The following is an 18,417-nucleotide window of genomic DNA, read 5'->3' on the forward strand; positions in this document are numbered from 1 at the left end:
CGGCGCCCGCGGCGTGCTACTGCGCGGGCAACGCCACCGTGAACGCGGTCCGCCCGGGCTCGGAGGACACCCGCACCGTGCCGCCGTGCGCCTCGACGACCGCGCGGACGATCGCCAGGCCCAGGCCGCTCGTGCCGACCTCCCGTGAGCGCGAGGCAGCGCCCCGGGTGAACCGGTCGAACAGCGTCGGCAGGGCGTCGGCGGAGATCGTCGGCCCGTCGTTCGTCACGACGAACCGGACCGTCGCCGTGCCGTCCGGTTCGTGGGACCGTCGCAGCGACACCACGACGGCCGTGTCCGGCGGAGTGTGCGTCCGGGCGTTGGCGAGCAGGTTCGTGACGACCCGGTGCAGCTCGCCGGCGTCGCCCGGCACGACGAGCGGCTCGTCGTCGACCTGCAGCGTCCACCGGTGCGTGGGCGCGGTCGCGCGGGCGTCCATGGTCGCCTCCACCACGATCGAGGTCAGGTCGACCGGTCCGGCGCGGTCCGGACGGGAGGCCGTGCTCGGCCCCGCCGCGAGCGCTGCGGCATCGAGACGCGCGAGCAGCAGCAGCTCCTCGACCAGGTCGCCCATCCGCACGGCTGCCCGCTCGATCCCCGCGACGTTGCGGTGGATCGCGTCGACGTCCGACGAGGTGGCGGACAGCTCGGCGTACGCACGCACGGTGGCGATGGGCGTCCGGAGCTCGTGGGAGGCGTCGGCGACGAAGGTCCGCATCCCGGCCTCGGCGTCGCTGCGCACCCGGAGCGCCCGCCCGACGTGCCCGAGCAGCCGGTTCAGGGCGGTGCCGACGGCGCCCACCTCGCGGTTGCGCACGAGGTCGGAGTCCGCCACCCGGGCGGCGATGTCGGTGTCCCCGCGCTCGAGGTCGAGCGCGGTGACGCTCGACGCGACGGCAGCGACGTGCTCCAGCGGCCGGAGCGAGCGTCGGACGAGCATCGCGCCCGCCCAGACGGCGACGAGCAGTCCGACGAGGGTCACGCTGCCGACCACCACCACGAGCTGCACGACCGAGGCCCGCAGGTCCCCGAGCGGCAGCGCCGTCACGAAGACGTCCCCGTCCGAGCCGACGGCCTCGGCGCGGTAGGACCCCAGCGACCCGAGCGACACCGTGACCGGCTCGCCGTCGGTGGCGACCGCCGCCAGGGTCCGTTCCTGCGCGGTGGTGAGGCTGTGCTGCTGCCCGTGCGCGTCGGTGTACCCGGCGAGCACGGTGCGCGCTCCGCGGAAGATCGCGATGACGGTGTCGGCGGACTGACCGGGCGCCCCGATGACGTCGTTCCCCGGGTCCGGCCGGTCGGACGACGCGGAACCGGACGACGACGACCCGGACGACGACGACCCGCTCTCCGGCGGCGGCTGCCCGTTCCCGGGGCCCAGGGTCCGACCGGCCGCCGTCGCGAGCTCGGCGTCGAGCCGTCCCACCAGGTACCCCCGGTAGGCGACGACGGTGACGACCCCCACGACGACGTTCGTCAGCACGAGCAGCAGCGCCACCGCCCCGACGATCCGCCACCGCAGCGACGGCACCCGCCGGGTTCCGGCGGAGGCCCCGACACGCGTCACGGCGCCGGCCGCAGCACGTACCCGGCCCCGCGCACGGTCTGCACGAGTGGCGTCCGCCCGGCGTCGAGCTTCTTCCGGAGGTACGACACGTACATGTCCACGAGGTTGGACGATGACCCGAAGTCCATGCCCCACACGTTCGTCAGGATGTTCTCGCGCGACAGCACCCGGTTCGCGTTCCTGGCGAGGTAGCGCAGCAACGCGAACTCCGTCGGGGTCAGGTCGACGGGGGAACCCGCACGCGTCACGGTCCGGCTGTCCTCGTCGAGCACCATGTCGCCGACCTGGATCCCACTGGCAGCAGCCGCGACCCGGGCCGAGGTCCGCGCCAGGATCCGCGCCCGCACCAGCAGCTCCGCGACGCCGAATGGCTTCGTCAGGTAGTCGTCGCCACCACGGGTGAGTCCGGCGAGACGGTCCTCGGACGCGTCCCGCGCGGTGAGGAACAGCACCCGGACGTCGTCGCGCCCCGCACGCAACCGGTCGAGCACCTGGAACCCGTCGAGGTCCGGCAGCATCACGTCGAGCACGATGACGTCCGGCTGGAACTCCCGCGCGGCGAACAGGACGTCCCGCCCACGGTGCACCGCGCGCACGGACCAGCCGTCCGCCTCGAACGCGAGGCGGACGGCTTCGGCGAGCGCGTGCTCGTCGTCCACGACGAGGGCACGGACGGGGGATCCGTCGGTGCGCTGCAGGGGTCGGTCGGCCATCGGCGCCGAGCCTACTTCCCGCTCGTCAGGTCGTAGACGGTCTGCCCGCCGACTGTGGATGACGCGTAGTTCGCCGCGACCCACTCCTGGATGGCGCTCGCCGTGGAGGACCCGCCGCCCATGCCGCCGCCGTTCCCGGAGGCGATGTAGTAGCTGATGTCGCCAGCAGCGACGTCCGCCTGGAACTCGGCCAGGGTCGGCGTCGGGTCGCTCGACCAGCCGCCGATCGCCATCACCGCGGTGTCGGAGTCGAGTTCGAGCTGCGCCGCGGACTGCGATCCGTTGACCGCTGCCGCCCACTTCGTGGCCGTCGCGGCGAGCAGCTTCGTGAGGGCCGAGGACGTCGAGGCGCCCTCGCCGCCGCCGATCCCACCACCGGACGGGAGGCTCGTCCCCGACTCCGACCCGGACGTCCCGTCCTCGGTCGTCCCGTCCGGCGCTGTGCCGTCCGGCGCTGTGCCGGAGGTGCCGCCGGGAGGCGTCCCACCGGGACCCGCTTGCGAACCGGAGTCCGTGCTGTCGGAACGGTCGCTGTCGGAACCGGACGTGGTCCCGCCGGGTTCACCCGAGCCTCCCGGCATGCCGCCGCCCATCCCGCCACCGGACGAGCCCGACGGGCCGACACTCGGGATCGAGCCGGAGTGCGCGACGGTCGTGGTGGCCAGCGCGGAGGCGGTGGTGCCGGTGAGTCCGAAGAGGGTCCCCGCGAGGACGCCGACGGCGACGAGCTTGCGGAGCGACGGGACGCTGCCGACGACGACGGCGATGGCGGAGAGCAGGCCTCCTGCGAGCATCACCCACCGGAGCCACGGCAGCCAGGTCGGGTTCTCGTTGAGCAGGCACCAGCCCCAGAACGCCGTGCTGCCGATCATCGCGGCGAGGCCGAGCCGTCCGGTCATCCGGTTCCTGGCGTTCCAGAGGAGTGCGCCGCCGGTGCCGACGAGTCCGGCGATCGCGGGGACGAGGGCGACCGTGTAGTACGGGTGGATCGTGCCGGACATGTACGAGAACACGAGCCCGGTCACCAGGAGCCAGCCGCCCCAGAGGACGAGTCCGGCGCGGGCCGGATCGGCGAGGTGTCGACGGCCGATGACGACCAGGCCGAGGACGAGTGCGACGAGGGCAGCGGGCAGCAGCCACGAGACCTCGAGGCCCATCTCGGACGAGAACAGCCGGTCCAGGCCGGTCGATCCGCCGAACGACGATCCAGCGGTGCCGCCGGTCGTGCCGCCGCCTCCTCCGCCGCCGTTGCCCGAGCCGCCGAAGATCCGGCCGAGACCGTTGTAGCCGAACACCAGGTCGAGCACGGTGTTGTTCGTCGACCCGCCGATGTACGGCCGGGCGGACGCCGGCCAGAGTGCGACGGCGAGCACCCACCACCCGGCGGCGACCACGAGCGAACCCGCTGCGATCAGCAGACCGACGATGCGTTTCGGCCACGTGGTGCGGGCAGCGACCAGGGAGACCAGGCCGAACGCCGGCAGCACGAGCAGTCCCTGCAGCATCTTCGTCAGGAACGCGAACCCGAGGGCGACACCGGCGAGGGCGATCCACCGCCAGCTGCCGCGGGGGAGTGCCCGCACCGTGCAGTACGCGCCGGCGGTCATCAGCATCACGAGGAGCGCGTCCGGGTTGTCGAACCGGAACATCAGCGCGGCGGCCGGGGTGGCCGCGACGACGAACCCGGCGAGGAGCGCACCGACGTTCGCAGTGGTGGAGCCGGTGCGTGCGAGGGTGCGGCGGACCGTGCCCCAGACCAGCGCCACCGACCCGACGGCCATCAGCGCCTGGGGGAGCAGCAGACTCGTGCTCGAGAAGCCGAACAGCCGGGCCGACAGCACCATCACCCACAGCGACGCCGGGGGCTTGTCGACGGTGATGAAGTTCGACGAGTCGAGCGAGCCGAAGAAGAACGCCTCCCACGACTTCGTGCCGGCCTGCACGGCGGCGGCGTAGAAGGAGTTCGCGTACCCGGACATGCCGATGTCCCAGCAGTACACGACGGCGGTCACGACGAGGAGCAGCCAGAACGCCGGACGGAGCCAGCGGGCGTCGGTGCGCTCGCCGAGGAAGAGCCGGGGGACGGCTCGGCGACGGGTCGGCTCCGACGGGTGCCGGCGGTCGCGACGGTCGGTCACGGGGATCGGGTACGTGGTCATGGCAGTGAGCATCCGGGGCGTTCCCCGAACGCGGCCATGCGCCTGCTGTGGGCCGGGTAAGGAGTGTGGCGCAGAATGCTGCCCGCGCGCACACGGTGCGCGCGTCAGGCGTAGCGACGTGCTGCGCGCAGGGCAGCGTCGGTGTACGAGCCGCCGAACAGCAGCACGTGCAGCAGCAGGGGTGCCAGCTGGTGCAGCTCGACGCGCTCCTGCCACCCCGGGGCCAACCGCGACTCGGCGTCGTACGCGGCGAGGACGGTCTCCAGTCGGGGGAGCCCGAACAGCGCCAGCAGTGCCAGGTCCGTCTCGGCGTGCCCACCGTGCGGGGTCGCGTCGATGAGCACGGCTCCCGTCGGCTCGGTTTGGTCCCGCGGCCACAGGACGTTCCCCGCCCAGAGGTCGCCGTGCAGCCGCGCGGGGCCGTCGCCCACCAGCGCCGGCTGCGGGGAACCGAGCGTGCCGTCCTCGAGCCGGGCGCACACTCGTTCGAACACCGCGGCCTCGGCGCCGTCGTACCCGCCGGCGTCGACGATGCGCGCCACGAAGTCCCGGATCCGGTACTCGGCGAAGAACGCGCCCCAGGTGTCCGGGGCGTCGACCGCGGCGACGAACGGCGTCCGGGAGCGCCCGACCCGCAGCGCCCCGACCGCGGGGAACCCCGGCGAGGGTGCGCCCCAGTGCGAGGCACCGGCTGCGTGGGTGTGCGCGAGCGACCGTCCGAAGCGCTCTGCCTGGGCAGCGGTGGGCGCGGTGTCGGAGACGAACTCCAGCTCGAGCACGGTCGGTCGCGGCCTGCCGAGCACCCGGGCGACACGGGTCCCGCCGGCGTCCGACGCCTCGGCGAGCCACTCGAGCCCAGCGGCCTCGGCAGCGGCTTCGTCCGGGTCGGTGAAGGTCTTGACGTAGGTCTCGGGCATCACTCCATCCTGCCGACCCACCCTCCGCGGATCGTCAGACCGCGTCGACGAGGGCCTTCGCCAGCGGGTGCCACGGCCGCGACGACGGCCCGCTCAACACCAGCGTCCGCTCGAGTCGCGGCGTCGTCGGAACCATCACCAGGTCGTCCGGCAGCATCACCCGGCCGAGCGACGGCACGATCGACACCCCCTCGCCGCGCTGGATCATGCCGAACATCGTGCTCATCTCCCGCACGCGGTGGGCGTACCGGAACGGCTGCCCGGCCAGCTCGTGCATCCGCTCGATCTGGTACTCGCAGCCGCCGCCCCCGGCGACCAGGCCGTCCTCGTGCAGGTCGTCGAGCGTCAGGGCCGCCGCGTCGGCGAGCGGGTGGTCCCGCCGGACGACCGCGGCCATCTCGTCCTTCGCGACGACGACGCCGCCGTCGGGCACGACGGACGGGTCGACCAGGACCGCCGCGTCCACGGTGCCGGCCTCGAGCCACTCGGGCATCTCGTCGTCGTCACCCTCGTAGACCTGGACGTCGACGTCGGGCAACACGACCGCCCAGAGTTCGCGCAGCCGCGGCAGCAGGCCCTGGCAGACGGTGGGGACGGCGGCGAGCCGCACGGTGCCGCGCGCCGTGCCGGGCCGGACCACGGCCTCCAGGGCGTCGACCGAGGCGAGCGCGCTGCGGGCGTGACCGAGCAGGCGCTCGCCGAGGGGTGTGGCGGCGGCGACCGCGCCGCGGACCACGACGGGGCCGCCCAGTTCGCGCTCGAGCCCGGCGACGGCGTGCGAGACCGCGGACTGGCCGACGCCGAGGTCGCGCGCCGCAGCGGTGAACGAACCGGAGTCCACGGTGGTCACCAGGGCCCGGAGCTGCGCGATCGTGACGGCCATGCGTCCTCCTCATGGGGACATGAGGCGGATGCGTTTGCCTCATGTCGGTCGGTGGCTCGACACTAGCGGCATGAACGGCATCCTGTTCGTCCTCGTGGCGCTGACCTGGGGGTCGAGCTTCCTCTTCATGAAGATCGGTCTCGAGGGCCTCTCACCGCAGCAGGTCGCGCTCGGACGCGTGCTCCTCGGGGCGCTCACCCTGCTCGTGATCCTGTTCGCGACGCGGCGTCGGTGGCCCCGAACGAAGGCGCTCTGGGGGCACCTGCTCGTGCTCGCGGTGTTCCTCAACGCGGTGCCGTCGTCGCTCGTGGCGTGGGCGGAGCAGACCGTGCCGAGCGGGCTGGCGAGCATCTACAACGCCACGACGCCGATCATGGTGCTGCTGGCGCTGCCGTTGCTGCTGCCCGCGGAACGCCTGCGCGGGCGGCAGCTCGCTGGTGTCCTGATCGGGATCGTCGGCGTGCTCGTGCTGGTCGGCCCGTGGGACCTGATCGGCGACCCGGCGGTGCTGGCGACGGTCCCCGCCCAGGTCGCACTGCTCGGCATGACCGCCTGCTACGGGTTCGGTCTGGCGTACATGCGGCGCTTCGTCGCGGGCAGCGGACACGACGCGGTCACGCTCACCGCGGTCCAGCTGACGCTGGCCGCCGGGTTGATGCTGCTGATCGCGCCGGTGACCGCGACCGCGCCGATGCAGCTGGACTGGAGGATCGTGGCCGCGATGGTCGCCCTCGGTTGCGTCGGCACGGGGCTGGCCTACATGTGGAACACGGGGCTGGTGCAGGCGTGGGGCGCGGCGCGGGCCTCGACGGTCACGTACCTGACGCCCGTCGTGGGCGTGGTGCTCGGCGTGCTGGTGCTCGGGGAGCGCGTGCGGTGGAACGAGCCGGTCGGTGGGGTCGTGATCCTGGTCGGGATCGCCCTGGCGTCCGGGGTGCTGCTCCGGCGCCGTGCGGCGGTCGAGGTGCCGGCGGCGGCCCGCGGCGCCTGACGGCCGGTGCGCTGGCGCTCGGTGTGTTGGCGGTCGGAGCGCTGGCGCTCAGTCTGTTGGCGCTCGGTGCGAGGTTCTGCGCTCCGTGCGAGGCAGCGACTCCGCACGGAGGCCGCAACCTCGCACGGTCGGCTGACGCATCTCGCACGGTGCGAGGTACGACGGCGCGACCGTGTGACCGCGGCGCGTCAGCCGACCCGCTCGACCCGGACGTCCCAGCCGAGGTCGACGGCGCGACGCTCGAGCTCGGAGACGTTCGACCGACACAACGACGACCCCGCGCCGGGGTAGTACCGACGGATGGCCGATGCGGGCACGAACCGGCCGCCCAACGGGTCGTCCGTCCGGCGCACCTGCCACCACCGCGCCGTGGCCTGTTCGAGCGCGGCGTCGAAGGACACCTCGACGTCGACGATCCGCAGCCGGTCGTAGCCCGCGTCGTCGAGCTCGGACAGCAGGTCGTCCAGGTAGTCCACGCTCGACAGGGTGCCGTGCACGACGACGTTCTCGCCGTCGCGCAGGGACCGCCGGCGCAGGGTGTCCGCGACGGCGGTGGACTCGGCGTGCACGAAGGCGGCGAGTTCGCGCGGCCGGACCGGGGCGCCGTCGGCCAGCTCGTGCGCGGTCCAGGCGTCGAGCAGCCCGTCGGCCGCAGCGCGTTCGAGCAGTGCGTCCTTGAAGTCGTCGGCGTCGATGTGACGGTAGGTGTCGAGCTCGGGCATCCGCGCGAGGGCCGTCGTCTTGCCCGCGCCCGGAGGCCCGGCCGTCACCACCACCGCCAGGGTGCCGTCGTCCGACGGGGCCGGCGTCCGCGCAGCGTGCGCGGCGAGCAGCGACTCGTGCAGCCGCAGGCGCTCGGCGGTGTACAGGAACCCGTCCGGGGCGTACCGCAGGCGGGTGCTGCCGCTCGGGTCCTCGGTCCAGGGGTCGTCGAGGCAGGACGCCTGCAGGAACGCGGCGAGGTCGGCGGCCGTCCGGTCGCGCAGGACACGGTCCGCATCCTCGGACTGCTGCGCCGCGCTCACCGGGTGCGGGCCCGGCCGAGGCGCCCGGCGATGGCCTTGCGGACGGTCTCGTACTCGCCCTCGCTGATGAGGCCGTCCTGGAACGCGGCCGCGAGTTCCTTCGCGGTGCCCGTCTGTGCGGCGGCGCTGTCGTACCCGGAGTCGCGGGCCGGGATGCGGTGCGTCATCGCCATCGTCGACAGCTCGCGCACCATGGTGTCGGAGTCGATCAGTCCCGCCTGTCGCTGCGAGATCACCTCGCGCGGACTCGGGCGTGATGCGGTGAGCCCCCGGCGGGTCAGCCGCCGTGCGACCTCGGCCTGCGAGATGCCGGCGAGTCGGGCGATGTCGCGCTCGGCCACCCCGAGGTCGGCCAGCTCGAAGATGCCGCGCCGCAGTTCCATCTCGGCCAGGTGCTGCTGCTCGCGGCTGTGCAGCACGCTCAACACCGCCGCGCGGACCGAGGCGGTGTCGCCGTCCATCCGCGTGGTCAGGGCATCGACCAGTGTCTCAACGTCGTGTCGTGTCCGTCGCCCGGCTCCGCGTCGGGGGTCGAGGTGCTCCATGCTGGCTCCGTTCCCGCTGCCGCCGATCGTACCGTCAGGTCTCAAGCGCCCGGCGGCAGCGCGATCTCGCGCGACCGGTCCCACGGCTCGGCCCACCCGAGTCGGGTGAACAGCGCGTCGAGCAACGAGGCGGTGAACCCCCAGACGACGTGCTGCCCGGAGTCCGAGTCGACCGTGAACGCCGGTCCACGCCACTCCCGGCCGTCCTGGCGCAGCACCGTGACCCCGCGGTGTGCCGGGTCGAGCAGGTCGGCCACCGGAGCCCGGAACACCGCGGCGGACTCTGCAGCGTCCACGACCCGGACCGGCGAGGGAGCACGCCACCAGCCGAGCACCGGCGTGACCAGGTGGCGCGAGAACGCCAGCGGCACGGCGGGCATCGCACCGAGCACCTCGACGCCGGCGGGGTCCAGCCCGGTCTCCTCCCGGGCCTCGCGCAGGGCGGCCGCTGTGGCGTCCGTGTCCCCGGGGTCGATGCGTCCGCCGGGGAACGCGACCTGCCCTGGGTGGGCACGGAGGGTCGTTGCCCGCGCGAGCAGCAGGACGTCGAGGTCCCGCGAGACCGCGTCGTGGTCGGCAGGGCGGTCACTCGGGACGTCGTCCAGGACGCCGAACAGCATGAGCACCGCGGCGCGACGGGGTGACTCGGCCGCCGGCGCGACGGGGTGACTCGGCCGCCGGCACGTCGGTGACGAGCGCGCGCCGGTCGTCACGAGCGAGGGCGGCGAGCTCGGCCCGTGCGCTGCGTGCGGTCGCCCGGTGCGGATGTGCGGTGGTCACGTCCGGAGCCTACGACCTGCCAGCGTCCGAGCCGGCGCCCCCGGCGACCCCGGCGCCCCCCGCACCCTCGGCGACCCCAGCGCCCCCGGCGTCCCCGGTGACCCCGTCGGTGCGCAGCGCGTGGACCATGCTCCGCAGCGCCGCCGTCGCGACGGTCTGCTCGTCCGGGCTCATCCCGCCGAGCATGCGCACCTCGACCGCACGCACCGCTGCCGTCGCCTGCGCGAGCTTCCGTTCCCCCGCCGGGGTCAGGCGTGCCGGCAGGGCCTTGCCGACCGGGGCCTCGGCGGGCCGGGTGACCTCGCCGGCACGCTCGAGTGCCTGCAGCAGCACGTTCATCGACTGCCGGGTGACGAAGGCGCCGCGGGCGAGGTCCGAGTTCGACAGGCCGGGCCGCTGCGCCAGGAGCTCCAGGCACGAGTAGTGCGTGATGGTCATGTCGAGCGGTCGGAGGGCTGCCTCCATCGCCGTTCGCAGCGCACTCGCGGCCTCCTTCAGCAGGTAGCCCATCGAGTGGTCCAGGTCGATCCCCGCACGGTCTTGACGCATGTCAGTAGTCTGACATAGGTTTTCCTGTGTCAGACAACTGACACAGATCGAAGGAGCACCTCATGCCCGCCACCGGCCCCGACTTCATCTCGCTGCAGGTCACCGACCTCGACGCCTCGCAGGCGTTCTACGAGCAGTACCTCGGCCTGGTCCGCTCACCGGCCGGCCCGCCGCACGCCGTGGTCTTCACCACCAGCCCGATCGCCTTCGCGCTGCGCGACGTCGTCGCCGGCACCGACATCGCCGGACAGGCACAGCCCGGCATCGGTGCGGCGCTCTGGCTCCACGCCACGGACGTCCAGGCGATCCACGACGCACTCGTGGCCGACGGGCACCGCATCGTCGCCGATCCGATCGACGGCCCCTTCGGCCGCACGTTCACCTTCGCCGACCCCGACGGGTACCACGTCACGCTCCACGACCGCGCCTGACCAGCGCGCAGGCGGAGCGCCGCGCCGACCCGCCGCCCGCGCCACCGCGCGCCGCCGACCCGCCGCGTCCGACGCCCCGCGTTGATGCTGCGTCCGTAGGCTCGGACCATGTCGTCACCGGTGCGCCTGCTCCTCGCCTCGTCGCACCCCGGCCCGACGGTCACGGTCACGGTCCTCGCCGCGGTGATCGCCGCCGCGGTCGGGCACCCGGTCGGACTCGTCGTCCTCGTCGCGCTGACGGTGGTGGCGGGACAGCTGTCGATCGGCCTGGCGAACGACTGGATCGACGCCGACCGGGACCGAGCCGTCGGGCGGTCGGACAAGCCCGTCGCACGCGGGCTGATCGCCGCGAGCACCGTCCGGAACGCGGCCTTCGGCACGGCGGCCGCCTCGGTCGTGCTGTCGCTGTTCCTCGGCCCGCTCGCCGCGGTCGCGCACCTGGTCCTGGTGGCGGCCGGCTGGGCGTACGACGCCGGGCTCAAGCGGTCGGTCGCGTCGGTCGTGCCGTTCGTCGTCGCCTTCGGGCTGCTGCCCGTCGTGGCGGTCGCGGCCGGTCCCGAGGCGCAGCTGCCGGCGGCTTGGGCGATCGCGACGGGTGCGGTGTTCGGCGTCGCCATCCACTGCACGAACGTGCTGCCCGACCTGGTCGACGACGCGGCCACCGGGGTCCGGGGCTTCCCGCACCGGCTCGGCCTGCACGCGTCGGGCGTCGTCGCCTTCGGTGCGCTGGTGGTCGCGGCCGGCCTGGTCCTCGTCGGCCAGCTGACGAGTGGCGACCCGGTGCGCGGCTCTGGCGTCGTCCTCGCGGTGGTGGGGACGGTGGTGGTCGTCGTGCTGGCGGCCGTCGGGATCCGTCTCGTGCTGACCGGGCCGCCGACCCGCACGCTGTTCCGGCTGGTCATCGCGTCCTCGCTGGTGCTGGTCGTCGAGCTCGGCCTCGCCGGCGCACGGCTCGTGGCCTAGGCGCGGCGTCGTTCACGCCCAGCGCATCGCGTACTGCCGCGCGAGCAGACCGCCACCAGCCGGGAGGCCCAACACCGCCCGCAACAGCAGCTCGCGTCCCAGGACGGCCGGTCCCACGGCCCGCGCGCCGAGTGCCATGTTCGCCTCGGCCTGCCACGCGGCCCGGCGCGCCGCGGCCTGGCGGCGCGCGGCGTACGCCGGCCACGGCCCGGCAGCACCGGTGCGGACGGCCTCGACGAGCAGCGGTGCGAGTTCCGCGGCGTCGAGCCACCCGAGGTTCATGCCCTGTCCGCCGATCGGACTGATCTCGTGCGCGGCGTCCCCGACCAGGACGACCCGGCCGACGCCGACCCGCACGGCCTGTCGACGACGGATCCGGAACGCGCTCGTCATCGTGCTGGTCGACGCGTCCACGGTAGCTCCGGTTCGACGCTGCACGGTGTCCGCGACGCCCGCGGCGTCCGGCGTCGCGGGGTCGCCACGACCCGCCAGCGTGACGAAGCGCCGCCGCCCGCCGGGCAGCGGGAAGGACTCGACCACGCCTGCCGGTCCGACGTCGACGAGCGCGTCCGACCGTGCCGCGGACGGCTCCGGGTCGGCGAAGTCGCCCATCAGGTACCGGCCCGGGTACTCGCGGCCGGTCGTGCCGATGCCGAGCAGGTCCCGCACGGTGCTCCGTGCGCCGTCCGCGCCGATGACGAACGACGCCCGCACGGTCGCGGGCGTCCCCTCGGGGCCGGTGCCGACCGCGTCGACGTGGTCGCGGTGCCGGTGCAGTGCCGTGACCTGCGTCCCGGGCAGCAGTGCTCCGGGAGCCAGGGCAGCCAGTCGTCCTCGCAGCACCGACTCCGTCCGGTGCTGGTCGAGCGTCGCGACGTAGGGGTGGGTGTCCGAGGCGCCGGCGAACGACAGGGTGCCGAGGGTCCGCCCGCGGCTCGTGGCGACGCCCCGACGGACGAGGACGGCCTCGGCGAGCAGCGGCACGGCGGCCTCGATCGCGGCGAAGGCGTCGAGCGACGGCGGGTGGATGCCGATCGCCCGCGACCCCGACGGCGCGGCATCGCGACGCTCCCACACCTGCACGTCGACCCCCGCGTGGGCGAGGAGTGCGCTGAGGAACACCCCGACGGGGCCGCCGCCGACCACCAGGACTCCGGTCCGCGCAACGGTCACGCGCCCGAGCCTACGGACCGGTCCACGCCGGGACGCAGGTGGCGGCCCGGCGGAGCCGGTGCGGGGCGCCCCGCGCCTCAGCTGGCGGTGTGGCGGGCCGAGCGTTCCGCTGCCATCAGGCGCCGGGCCTCCCGGAACCGACGGCGGAGCTTCTCCACCGGGACCTCGACCGCGTAGGCCGCGCCGACGGCCACCAGGACCGCTGCGCCGAGCAGCCAGACCCAGTCGAACGCGCCGAACAGGCTCGACGTGACCGTCCCGAGCAGGGCGATCACGAGCGGGTGCCACAGGTACGCGGAGTACGACACGCGCCGGCCGAACCAGGCCATCGGCGTCCACGACAGCGCGATCGACAGCGGGCTGCGCACCGACACCAGGCCGCCGATCAGCAGCGCGGACACCAGCCCGGTCGCCGGCAGCAGCACGCCGAAGGTCCACGCGTGCTGCGTCCAGTCGTCGTCGATCCAGAACTGCACCGCGGCGAGCATGCCGATCCCGAGCCAGGTCCCGAGGTGTCCGGCGATGCCGGCAGCCCAGGTGCGGACCCGCTCGTCGTCGAGCAGCAGCGCCAACAGGCACCCGGTCGCGAGCGGCACCAGGCCGAGCACGGGGGAGAAGTACACGTCCGGGGTGGAGCCGCCGTTCGGCGTGCGGTAGCTCGCCCACGACCCGATCGACGCGGCCACGATCACCACGGCCAGGCCGGCCATCAGCACGCGGCGACGGGCGCGGAGTGCGAAGAGCAGCACCAGGACCGGCGGCCAGACGAGGTAGAACTGCTCCTCCATCGACAGGCTCCACGTGTGTGCGAAGACGCCCTGCGTGGTGTCCCAGAACGAGCGGAACAGGTTGCCGGTGTAGCTCAGCGCGATGAAGGCGGCCTCGCCGGGGGAGAACGACGCACCCTTGTAGCCGCCGACCCAGGACCACAGGGCGAGGCCCGCGGCCACCATCACGAGCAGCGCTGGGTACAGGCGGAGCAGGCGCTTCACCCAGAACGAGCCGAGCCGGACCGTTCCCGTGCGACGGTGCTCGCCCAGCAGCAGGGTGGTGATGAGGAAGCCGGACAGCACGAAGAAGACGGTGACGCCGATGAAGCCGCCCTCGAACCCGGTGACGTGCAGGTGGTAGAGCATCACGATGACGATCGCGACGGTGCGCAGCCCGTCGAGTGCGGTGGCGCGGGTGGCCAGGGGCGCGGCCGTGCCCTTGCCGGTGGTCGTGCCCGTGCCGGTCGCGGGCGCGGTGGTCGGTGCGGGCGCGATGGTCCGCGTGGTCGGTGCGGGCGCGATGGTCCGCGTGGTCGCGGTGCCGTTCTCCAGCGTGCTCGAGGACATCGGCCCAGGATGCTCCGCCCGCCCATGAGCGACCTCAGTGTCCGGGGTGCACGAGCTCCGTCAGCGCGCTGAGGCGTTCGTGCGTGATGGCCTCCATCGACCGCGTCTCACCCGGCGCGATCCACTGCTGGAACGACAGGTGGAACACCGTGATCCCCGTCTCCGCGGCGAGTGTGGCGGCCGGCTCGGGGACACCCCGTGCGCGCAGGACCTCGCCGATCCGGACCGTGGCCATCGCCAGCTTGCCGAGTTCACGTTCCCTCAGGGACGGTTCGGCCTCGATGATCGGTTGCCGCAGGCGCGACCACGCTCGGCGGTCGTCCGCGAAGAACGCACCGGTGTGCTGCAGGGCCCGGGCGACCAGGTCGAACGGAGGCGTGTCCGCCGGCGCCTGGTCGATCGGGTCGGTGAACAGGGCGACGAAGTCGTCCTGGCCGGCGAACAGCACCTCGCGCTTGTCGGCGAAGTGCCGGAAGAAGGTGCGTTCGGTGACCTCGGCCGCTGCGGCGATCTCGGCGACGGTGGTCTGCTCGAACCCGTGCTCGGCGAACAGCTGCAGGGAGACGGCCTGCAGGCGATCTCGGGTGCCGGGTTGCCAACGGGCCATGGGGAGAGTCTACTGATGACAGCGGCTGACATCCGGGTGTACGGTGATGTCAGTGCATGACATCAGGTTGTGCACACCCCGCGTCTCGCACTCATGAGCGGCGTGACGCGGCACCTGGAAGGACTGCAGCATGCACGTGTTCGTCACCGGAGCCTCCGGCTGGATCGGCTCAGCCACCGTCGACGACCTGGTCGCCGCCGGACACCACGTCGTCGGGCTCGCCCGGTCGGACGCTTCCGCCCGAGCCGTTTCGGCAGCGGGGGCGACCCCGCTGCGCGGTGACCTCGACGACCTCGAGGCCCTGCGCCGGGGTGCGTCCGAGGCCGACGCCGTGGTGCACCTCGCCAACAAGCACGACTGGTCGAACTCGGCTGCGACGAACGCCGCCGAGCGTGCCGCGGTCGAGGCCATCGGCGAGACGCTCGTCGGCACGGACCGACCGTTCGTCGTCGCCTCGGGCATCGCTGGCCTGGCACCCGACCGGCCCGCCGTCGAGTCCGACGCCTCGCCCTTCACCGGTCCGGACGCGCCGCGCGGTGGCAGTGAGGCCCGGGCGTTCGACTTCGTCGCCGACGGCGTCCGCACCATCGCGGCCCGGTTCGCCCCGACGGTGCACGGCGTCGGCGACCACGGCTTCATCGCGCTCATCACCGCTGCCGCCCGGACGCACGGGTTCGCCGCGTACGTCGGGGACGGCACGAACTCCTGGTCCGCCGTGCACCGCTCGGATGCGGCGCGGTTGGTGCGGCTCGGAGTCGAGCAGGCTCCTGCCGGCACCCGGCTGCACGCCACGGCGGAGACCGCGGTCCCCACGCGGGAGATCGCCGAGGCCATCGGTGCGTCGCTCGGGCTGCCCGTGCGGTCGATCGACCCGGCCGATGCCGTGGCGCACTTCGGGTTCGTCGGGCAGTTCTTCGGGATGGAGATGTCGGGCGACTCCACCGCGACGCGGTCGCTGCTCGGGTGGGATCCGGTCGGGCCGACGCTCGTCGAGGACATCGCCGCCGGTGCGTACGCGGGTGCGGCCGCGCGGTAGGGACGGGCGGTAGGGCGGGCGGGCGGTAGGGCGGGCGGGCGGGCGGCGCCAGCGCTGACCCCGAACGACAGATTCGATGTCGTACGACGTCGGATCTGTCGCGGCACCCGCCCACGCCCGGCGCCGCACGACCCTCGCGACATCATCGATGTCGTACGACAGCGGTGATGTCGTTCCGAGTCGGCAGCGCCCGCCCCGCCTCGCGCCCGCAGCGCCCGCAGCGCGCCCGCGCCCGCAGCGCCCCTACTCGGCCTTCTGCATCTGCCAGGGCTCGGGCTCGCGGTCGCCGTTGGGCCGCACCGGCCGGACGTCGCCCACGATCGGGATCGAGCGCTTCCGCATGAACCACAGGTAGCGGACGAAGAAGTGCGACAGCGTCGACAGCCGGTTGCCGTTGCCGAGCAGCGACGCGATGTGCACGGCGACCCAGGCGGCCCACGCCACCGGCCCCACCATCGTGATCCCACCGCGCAGCTGCGCGACGGCGGCGTTCGTGCCGATCGTCGCCATCGTGCCCTTGTCGAAGTACTTCAGGTGCTCGGTCGGCTTGCCGTGCAGCGTGCGGACGATCTGCTTGGCGATGTGCTTGCCGCCCTGCAGCGCCGGTTGGGCAAGCTGCGCGAGGGCGTCGTCCTGCGCGGCGATGTCGCCGGCGGCCCAGATGCCCTCGACGCCCTTCACGCTCAGGTCGTCGTTCACCTGGATGCGTCCGCCATGGGTCTGCGGCATGCCCCAGTTCGAGACCTCCTTGTGCGCGGCCACGCCCGTCGCCCAGATCACCTGCGAGGCGGGGATGAACTCGCCGCTCGCCGTCATCACGCCGTCGGGGCGGACCTCGGACACGCCGGTGTTCAGGCGCAGCACGACCCCGCGCTTCCGCAGCACCTTCGCCGCGTACCGCCGCAGCCGCGGTGCGAAGGGCTTCAGCAGCTCACCGCTCCGGTGCACGAGCGTGATGGTGATGTTGCCGCGGAGGATCTCCGGGTACGCACCCTCGAGCGCCTGGTCGCGCAGCTCGGCGAGCGCCCCCGCCATCTCGACGCCGGTCGCGCCGCCGCCGACGATGACGACGCGGATCTCGTCGGGACCCTGCTTGGCGGCGGCCTGCTCGAGCCGGGTGAAGAGCTCGTCACGGATGCGGAGCGCCTGCGACCGGGAGTACATCGAGTACGCGTACTCGTAGGCGCCCGGGGTGCCGAAGTAGCTCGTGTTGACGCCGTTCGCCAGGATGAGGTGGTCGTACGTCAGGTGCTCGCCGTCGGACATCTCGGCGATCTTCTCGGCCGGCCGGATGTTCGTCAGCAGCCCGTGCCGGAACTCGGCGTTGTCCTGTCGTGCCCGCAGCGAGCGCAGGAAGTAGGTCACGTCGCCGGCGTTCAGGCCGCCCGTCGCCACCTGGTACATGAGGGGCTGGAACATGTTGTAGACGTGCCGGTCGACGAGCGTGATGCGGACCGGTGCGTCGGCGAGCTCGCGCATCGCGGCGATGCCGGCGAATCCACCGCCGACGATGACGACGTGCGGGCGGGTGTCCTGCGGCATGGTGGGCTCCGTGGGTGATGCGGTCAACGGCAGCACCAACGGTACGCGCGTCCGGCACCTCCCGATGACGCGCGGGCGACGGACGGGAGGCCCGGCTCGCCTCCGTCAGTCCCCGAACGGCCCGTAGGTGCTCAGGACGTTGCCCTTGCTCGTCACGGTGCTGCCGACCAGGCGCAGGCGCGTGGGCGGGTCGGTCGGCTCGAAGAGCTTCCGTCCCGAGCCGGCGATCGCCGGGTGCACCATGAGCTGCAGTTCGTCCAGCAGCCCGGCGAACAGCAGGCTGCGGACGAGCGTGACGCTGCCGCACACCGCGATGTCGCCGCCGTCCTGCTGCTTCAGGTCCCGCACGAAGGCGTGGACGTCGCCCTGGATGAGCGCGGCGTTCTGCCACGTCAGGTCGCCGGTCAGCGTGGTCGAGGCGACGTGCTTCTCGATCGGGTTGATCCACTGGCCGAAGGGGTCGTCGGGGTGGGCGGGCCACCACTCGGACCACTCCGCGTAGCTGTTGCGTCCGAGCAGCACCGTGTCCGTCCGGCCCATGAACGTGCCCATCGCCGCGCCGAGCTCGTCGTCAAAGCTGTCGTACTGGAAGTTGTACGGGTCCTGCACGACGCCGTCGACCGACGCGAACAACCCCGATGTCACCTTGCGCATGCTCGGAGGGTAGCGCTCAGCCGTCCTGACCGGAACTGCCCGGGAACCGCTCGGTGCCGCCGCCCTGCCCGGGGAACCGGTTCGTGCCGCCGGGGAACTGCGGGGTCGACTGCGACTGGTGGGAGCCGATGGCGTGCCCGATCGCGAAGCCGACACCACCGCCGGTCAGCACCGCGGCGACGCCGACGGCCACCGCCACCACCGGCCAGAACCACGGCGGCCGGGGCTTCGTCGTGCGCTGTGTCGGCGCACCCGACCAGGTCGACCAGGCAGGCGGCCCGGCGTACGGACCGGCCGGCGGCCCTGCCTGCGGTGCTGCCTGTGGACCGGCCGGCCCGGCGGCGCCGTTCCAGGCGCTCGGCCCGGCCGGCGCCCCGGTGCCGTACCAGGCGCTCGGCGCGGCCGGCGCGGCGGTGCCGTACCGGTCGCTCGGCCCGGTGGGGGTGCTTCCCCAGCCCGCGTCGGTGCGGACGGGTTCGTGGTCCTGGGGAGCGGGGGCGTCCGCGCGGGGGAGGTCGTTCATGCCCGACATCCCACGCCCTCCA

General features: G+C 73.5%; 19 protein-coding genes. 4 read left to right on the forward strand and 15 right to left on the reverse strand.

Features of this window, described 5'->3' with window-relative positions:
• Positions 1-16 precede the first annotated feature (16 nt).
• From BIU90_RS09610 to BIU90_RS09630, 5 genes are all read right to left on the reverse strand, one after another.
• On the reverse strand, positions 17-1,498 hold the full coding sequence (locus BIU90_RS09610; protein WP_139195210.1) for a cell wall metabolism sensor histidine kinase WalK: 1,482 nt from the start codon (positions 1,496-1,498) through the stop codon (positions 17-19).
• Positions 1,499-1,563: 65 nt separating this feature from the next.
• On the reverse strand, positions 1,564-2,280 hold the full coding sequence (locus tag BIU90_RS09615) for a response regulator transcription factor (protein ID WP_071300017.1): 717 nt from the start codon (positions 2,278-2,280) through the stop codon (positions 1,564-1,566).
• An 11-nt stretch (positions 2,281-2,291) separates the two neighbouring features.
• The gene (locus BIU90_RS09620; protein ID WP_254786998.1) at positions 2,292-4,439 is read right to left on the reverse strand and encodes a glycosyltransferase family 39 protein; all 2,148 of its coding nucleotides are present in this window, start codon (positions 4,437-4,439) and stop codon (positions 2,292-2,294) included.
• A gap of 104 nt (positions 4,440-4,543) precedes the next feature.
• Positions 4,544-5,356, reverse strand: a complete 813-nt coding sequence (locus BIU90_RS09625) for a fructosamine kinase family protein (RefSeq protein WP_071300018.1) — start codon at positions 5,354-5,356, stop codon at positions 4,544-4,546.
• A gap of 34 nt (positions 5,357-5,390) precedes the next feature.
• Positions 5,391-6,239, reverse strand: a complete 849-nt coding sequence (locus BIU90_RS09630) for a LysR family transcriptional regulator (protein ID WP_071300019.1) — start codon at positions 6,237-6,239, stop codon at positions 5,391-5,393.
• Positions 6,240-6,309: 70 nt separating this feature from the next.
• On the opposite strand from BIU90_RS09630, the gene BIU90_RS09635 reads away from it, so the two are divergent.
• Complete coding sequence (locus BIU90_RS09635) at positions 6,310-7,230, forward strand: DMT family transporter (protein ID WP_071300020.1); 921 nt, start codon at positions 6,310-6,312, stop codon at positions 7,228-7,230.
• Positions 7,231-7,418: 188 nt separating this feature from the next.
• Here BIU90_RS09635 and BIU90_RS09640 read toward each other — a convergent pair whose 3' ends face one another.
• The 4 genes from BIU90_RS09640 to BIU90_RS09655 all read right to left on the reverse strand — a co-directional run bounded on the left by BIU90_RS09640 (position 7,419) and on the right by BIU90_RS09655 (position 10,129).
• Positions 7,419-8,255: a zeta toxin family protein gene (locus BIU90_RS09640; RefSeq protein WP_071300021.1), complete on the reverse strand. Its 837-nt coding sequence runs from the start codon at positions 8,253-8,255 to the stop codon at positions 7,419-7,421.
• On the reverse strand, positions 8,252-8,800 hold the full coding sequence (locus BIU90_RS18310) for a hypothetical protein (RefSeq protein WP_139195211.1): 549 nt from the start codon (positions 8,798-8,800) through the stop codon (positions 8,252-8,254). Before BIU90_RS18310 ends, BIU90_RS09640 begins: the two co-directional genes overlap by 4 nt.
• Positions 8,801-8,841: 41 nt before the next feature.
• Positions 8,842-9,513, reverse strand: a complete 672-nt coding sequence (locus tag BIU90_RS09650) for a CoA pyrophosphatase (protein ID WP_254786999.1) — start codon at positions 9,511-9,513, stop codon at positions 8,842-8,844.
• 76 nt (positions 9,514-9,589) lie between these two features.
• A complete protein-coding gene (locus BIU90_RS09655) occupies positions 9,590-10,129 on the reverse strand; it encodes a MarR family winged helix-turn-helix transcriptional regulator (RefSeq protein ID WP_071300023.1) in 540 nt (179 codons plus the stop codon).
• Positions 10,130-10,191: 62 nt separating this feature from the next.
• Here BIU90_RS09655 and BIU90_RS09660 point away from each other — a divergent pair, with 62 nt between their 5' ends.
• Together BIU90_RS09660 and BIU90_RS09665 are read left to right on the forward strand one after the other, a co-directional pair.
• On the forward strand, positions 10,192-10,560 hold the full coding sequence (locus BIU90_RS09660) for a VOC family protein (protein WP_071300024.1): 369 nt from the start codon (positions 10,192-10,194) through the stop codon (positions 10,558-10,560).
• A gap of 108 nt (positions 10,561-10,668) precedes the next feature.
• Positions 10,669-11,523 carry a UbiA family prenyltransferase gene (locus tag BIU90_RS09665; protein WP_071300025.1) on the forward strand — a complete coding sequence of 285 codons (855 nt, stop codon included), beginning with the start codon at positions 10,669-10,671 and terminating at the stop codon, positions 11,521-11,523.
• 12 nt (positions 11,524-11,535) lie between these two features.
• On the opposite strand, the gene BIU90_RS09670 is transcribed toward BIU90_RS09665, so the two are convergent.
• From BIU90_RS09670 to BIU90_RS09680, 3 genes are all read right to left on the reverse strand, one after another.
• A complete protein-coding gene (locus BIU90_RS09670; protein ID WP_175470180.1) occupies positions 11,536-12,696 on the reverse strand; it encodes an NAD(P)/FAD-dependent oxidoreductase in 1,161 nt (386 codons plus the stop codon).
• A 77-nt stretch (positions 12,697-12,773) separates the two neighbouring features.
• The gene (locus BIU90_RS09675) at positions 12,774-14,033 is read right to left on the reverse strand and encodes an acyltransferase (protein WP_071300026.1); all 1,260 of its coding nucleotides are present in this window, start codon (positions 14,031-14,033) and stop codon (positions 12,774-12,776) included.
• A 34-nt stretch (positions 14,034-14,067) separates the two neighbouring features.
• Entirely contained in the window at positions 14,068-14,640 is a 573-nt protein-coding gene (locus tag BIU90_RS09680; RefSeq protein ID WP_071300027.1) for a TetR/AcrR family transcriptional regulator, read from the reverse strand.
• 130 nt (positions 14,641-14,770) lie between these two features.
• Between BIU90_RS09680 and BIU90_RS09685 the strand changes: the two genes are divergently transcribed.
• Positions 14,771-15,676, forward strand: a complete 906-nt coding sequence (locus BIU90_RS09685; protein WP_071300028.1) for an SDR family oxidoreductase — start codon at positions 14,771-14,773, stop codon at positions 15,674-15,676.
• 243 nt (positions 15,677-15,919) lie between these two features.
• Here BIU90_RS09685 and BIU90_RS09690 read toward each other — a convergent pair whose 3' ends face one another.
• From BIU90_RS09690 to BIU90_RS09700, 3 genes are all read right to left on the reverse strand, one after another.
• Positions 15,920-17,218, reverse strand: coding sequence for an NAD(P)/FAD-dependent oxidoreductase (locus BIU90_RS09690; protein WP_071300029.1), 1,299 nt, complete (start codon positions 17,216-17,218; stop codon positions 15,920-15,922).
• Positions 17,219-17,323: 105 nt separating this feature from the next.
• A complete protein-coding gene (locus tag BIU90_RS09695; RefSeq protein ID WP_071300030.1) occupies positions 17,324-17,872 on the reverse strand; it encodes a dihydrofolate reductase family protein in 549 nt (182 codons plus the stop codon).
• A 16-nt stretch (positions 17,873-17,888) separates the two neighbouring features.
• Positions 17,889-18,395, reverse strand: a complete 507-nt coding sequence (locus BIU90_RS09700; protein ID WP_139195212.1) for a hypothetical protein — start codon at positions 18,393-18,395, stop codon at positions 17,889-17,891.
• Positions 18,396-18,417 lie beyond the last annotated feature (22 nt).

The organism is Curtobacterium sp. MCBA15_001 (assembly GCF_001864835.1).
Lineage (GTDB): Bacteria > Actinomycetota > Actinomycetes > Actinomycetales > Microbacteriaceae > Curtobacterium.

What these genes read in the sequence shown, in the direction of transcription:
- BIU90_RS09690 (WP_071300029.1), bottom strand. Translation starts at nt 17,218, where the DNA reads ATGCCGCAGGACACCCGCCCGCACGTCGTCATCGTCGGCGGTGGATTC.
- BIU90_RS18310 (WP_139195211.1), bottom strand. Translation starts at nt 8,800, where the DNA reads ATGGAGCACCTCGACCCCCGACGCGGAGCCGGGCGACGGACACGACAC.
- BIU90_RS09675 (WP_071300026.1), bottom strand. Translation starts at nt 14,033, where the DNA reads ATGTCCTCGAGCACGCTGGAGAACGGCACCGCGACCACGCGGACCATC.
- BIU90_RS09685 (WP_071300028.1), top strand. Translation starts at nt 14,771, where the DNA reads ATGCACGTGTTCGTCACCGGAGCCTCCGGCTGGATCGGCTCAGCCACC.
- BIU90_RS09630 (WP_071300019.1), bottom strand. Translation starts at nt 6,239, where the DNA reads ATGGCCGTCACGATCGCGCAGCTCCGGGCCCTGGTGACCACCGTGGAC.
- BIU90_RS09700 (WP_139195212.1), bottom strand. Translation starts at nt 18,395, where the DNA reads ATGAACGACCTCCCCCGCGCGGACGCCCCCGCTCCCCAGGACCACGAA.
- BIU90_RS09660 (WP_071300024.1), top strand. Translation starts at nt 10,192, where the DNA reads ATGCCCGCCACCGGCCCCGACTTCATCTCGCTGCAGGTCACCGACCTC.
- BIU90_RS09655 (WP_071300023.1), bottom strand. Translation starts at nt 10,129, where the DNA reads ATGCGTCAAGACCGTGCGGGGATCGACCTGGACCACTCGATGGGCTAC.
- BIU90_RS09635 (WP_071300020.1), top strand. Translation starts at nt 6,310, where the DNA reads ATGAACGGCATCCTGTTCGTCCTCGTGGCGCTGACCTGGGGGTCGAGC.
- BIU90_RS09680 (WP_071300027.1), bottom strand. Translation starts at nt 14,640, where the DNA reads ATGGCCCGTTGGCAACCCGGCACCCGAGATCGCCTGCAGGCCGTCTCC.
- BIU90_RS09625 (WP_071300018.1), bottom strand. Translation starts at nt 5,356, where the DNA reads ATGCCCGAGACCTACGTCAAGACCTTCACCGACCCGGACGAAGCCGCT.
- BIU90_RS09615 (WP_071300017.1), bottom strand. Translation starts at nt 2,280, where the DNA reads ATGGCCGACCGACCCCTGCAGCGCACCGACGGATCCCCCGTCCGTGCC.
- BIU90_RS09620 (WP_254786998.1), bottom strand. Translation starts at nt 4,439, where the DNA reads ATGACCACGTACCCGATCCCCGTGACCGACCGTCGCGACCGCCGGCAC.
- BIU90_RS09665 (WP_071300025.1), top strand. Translation starts at nt 10,669, where the DNA reads ATGTCGTCACCGGTGCGCCTGCTCCTCGCCTCGTCGCACCCCGGCCCG.
- BIU90_RS09695 (WP_071300030.1), bottom strand. Translation starts at nt 17,872, where the DNA reads ATGCGCAAGGTGACATCGGGGTTGTTCGCGTCGGTCGACGGCGTCGTG.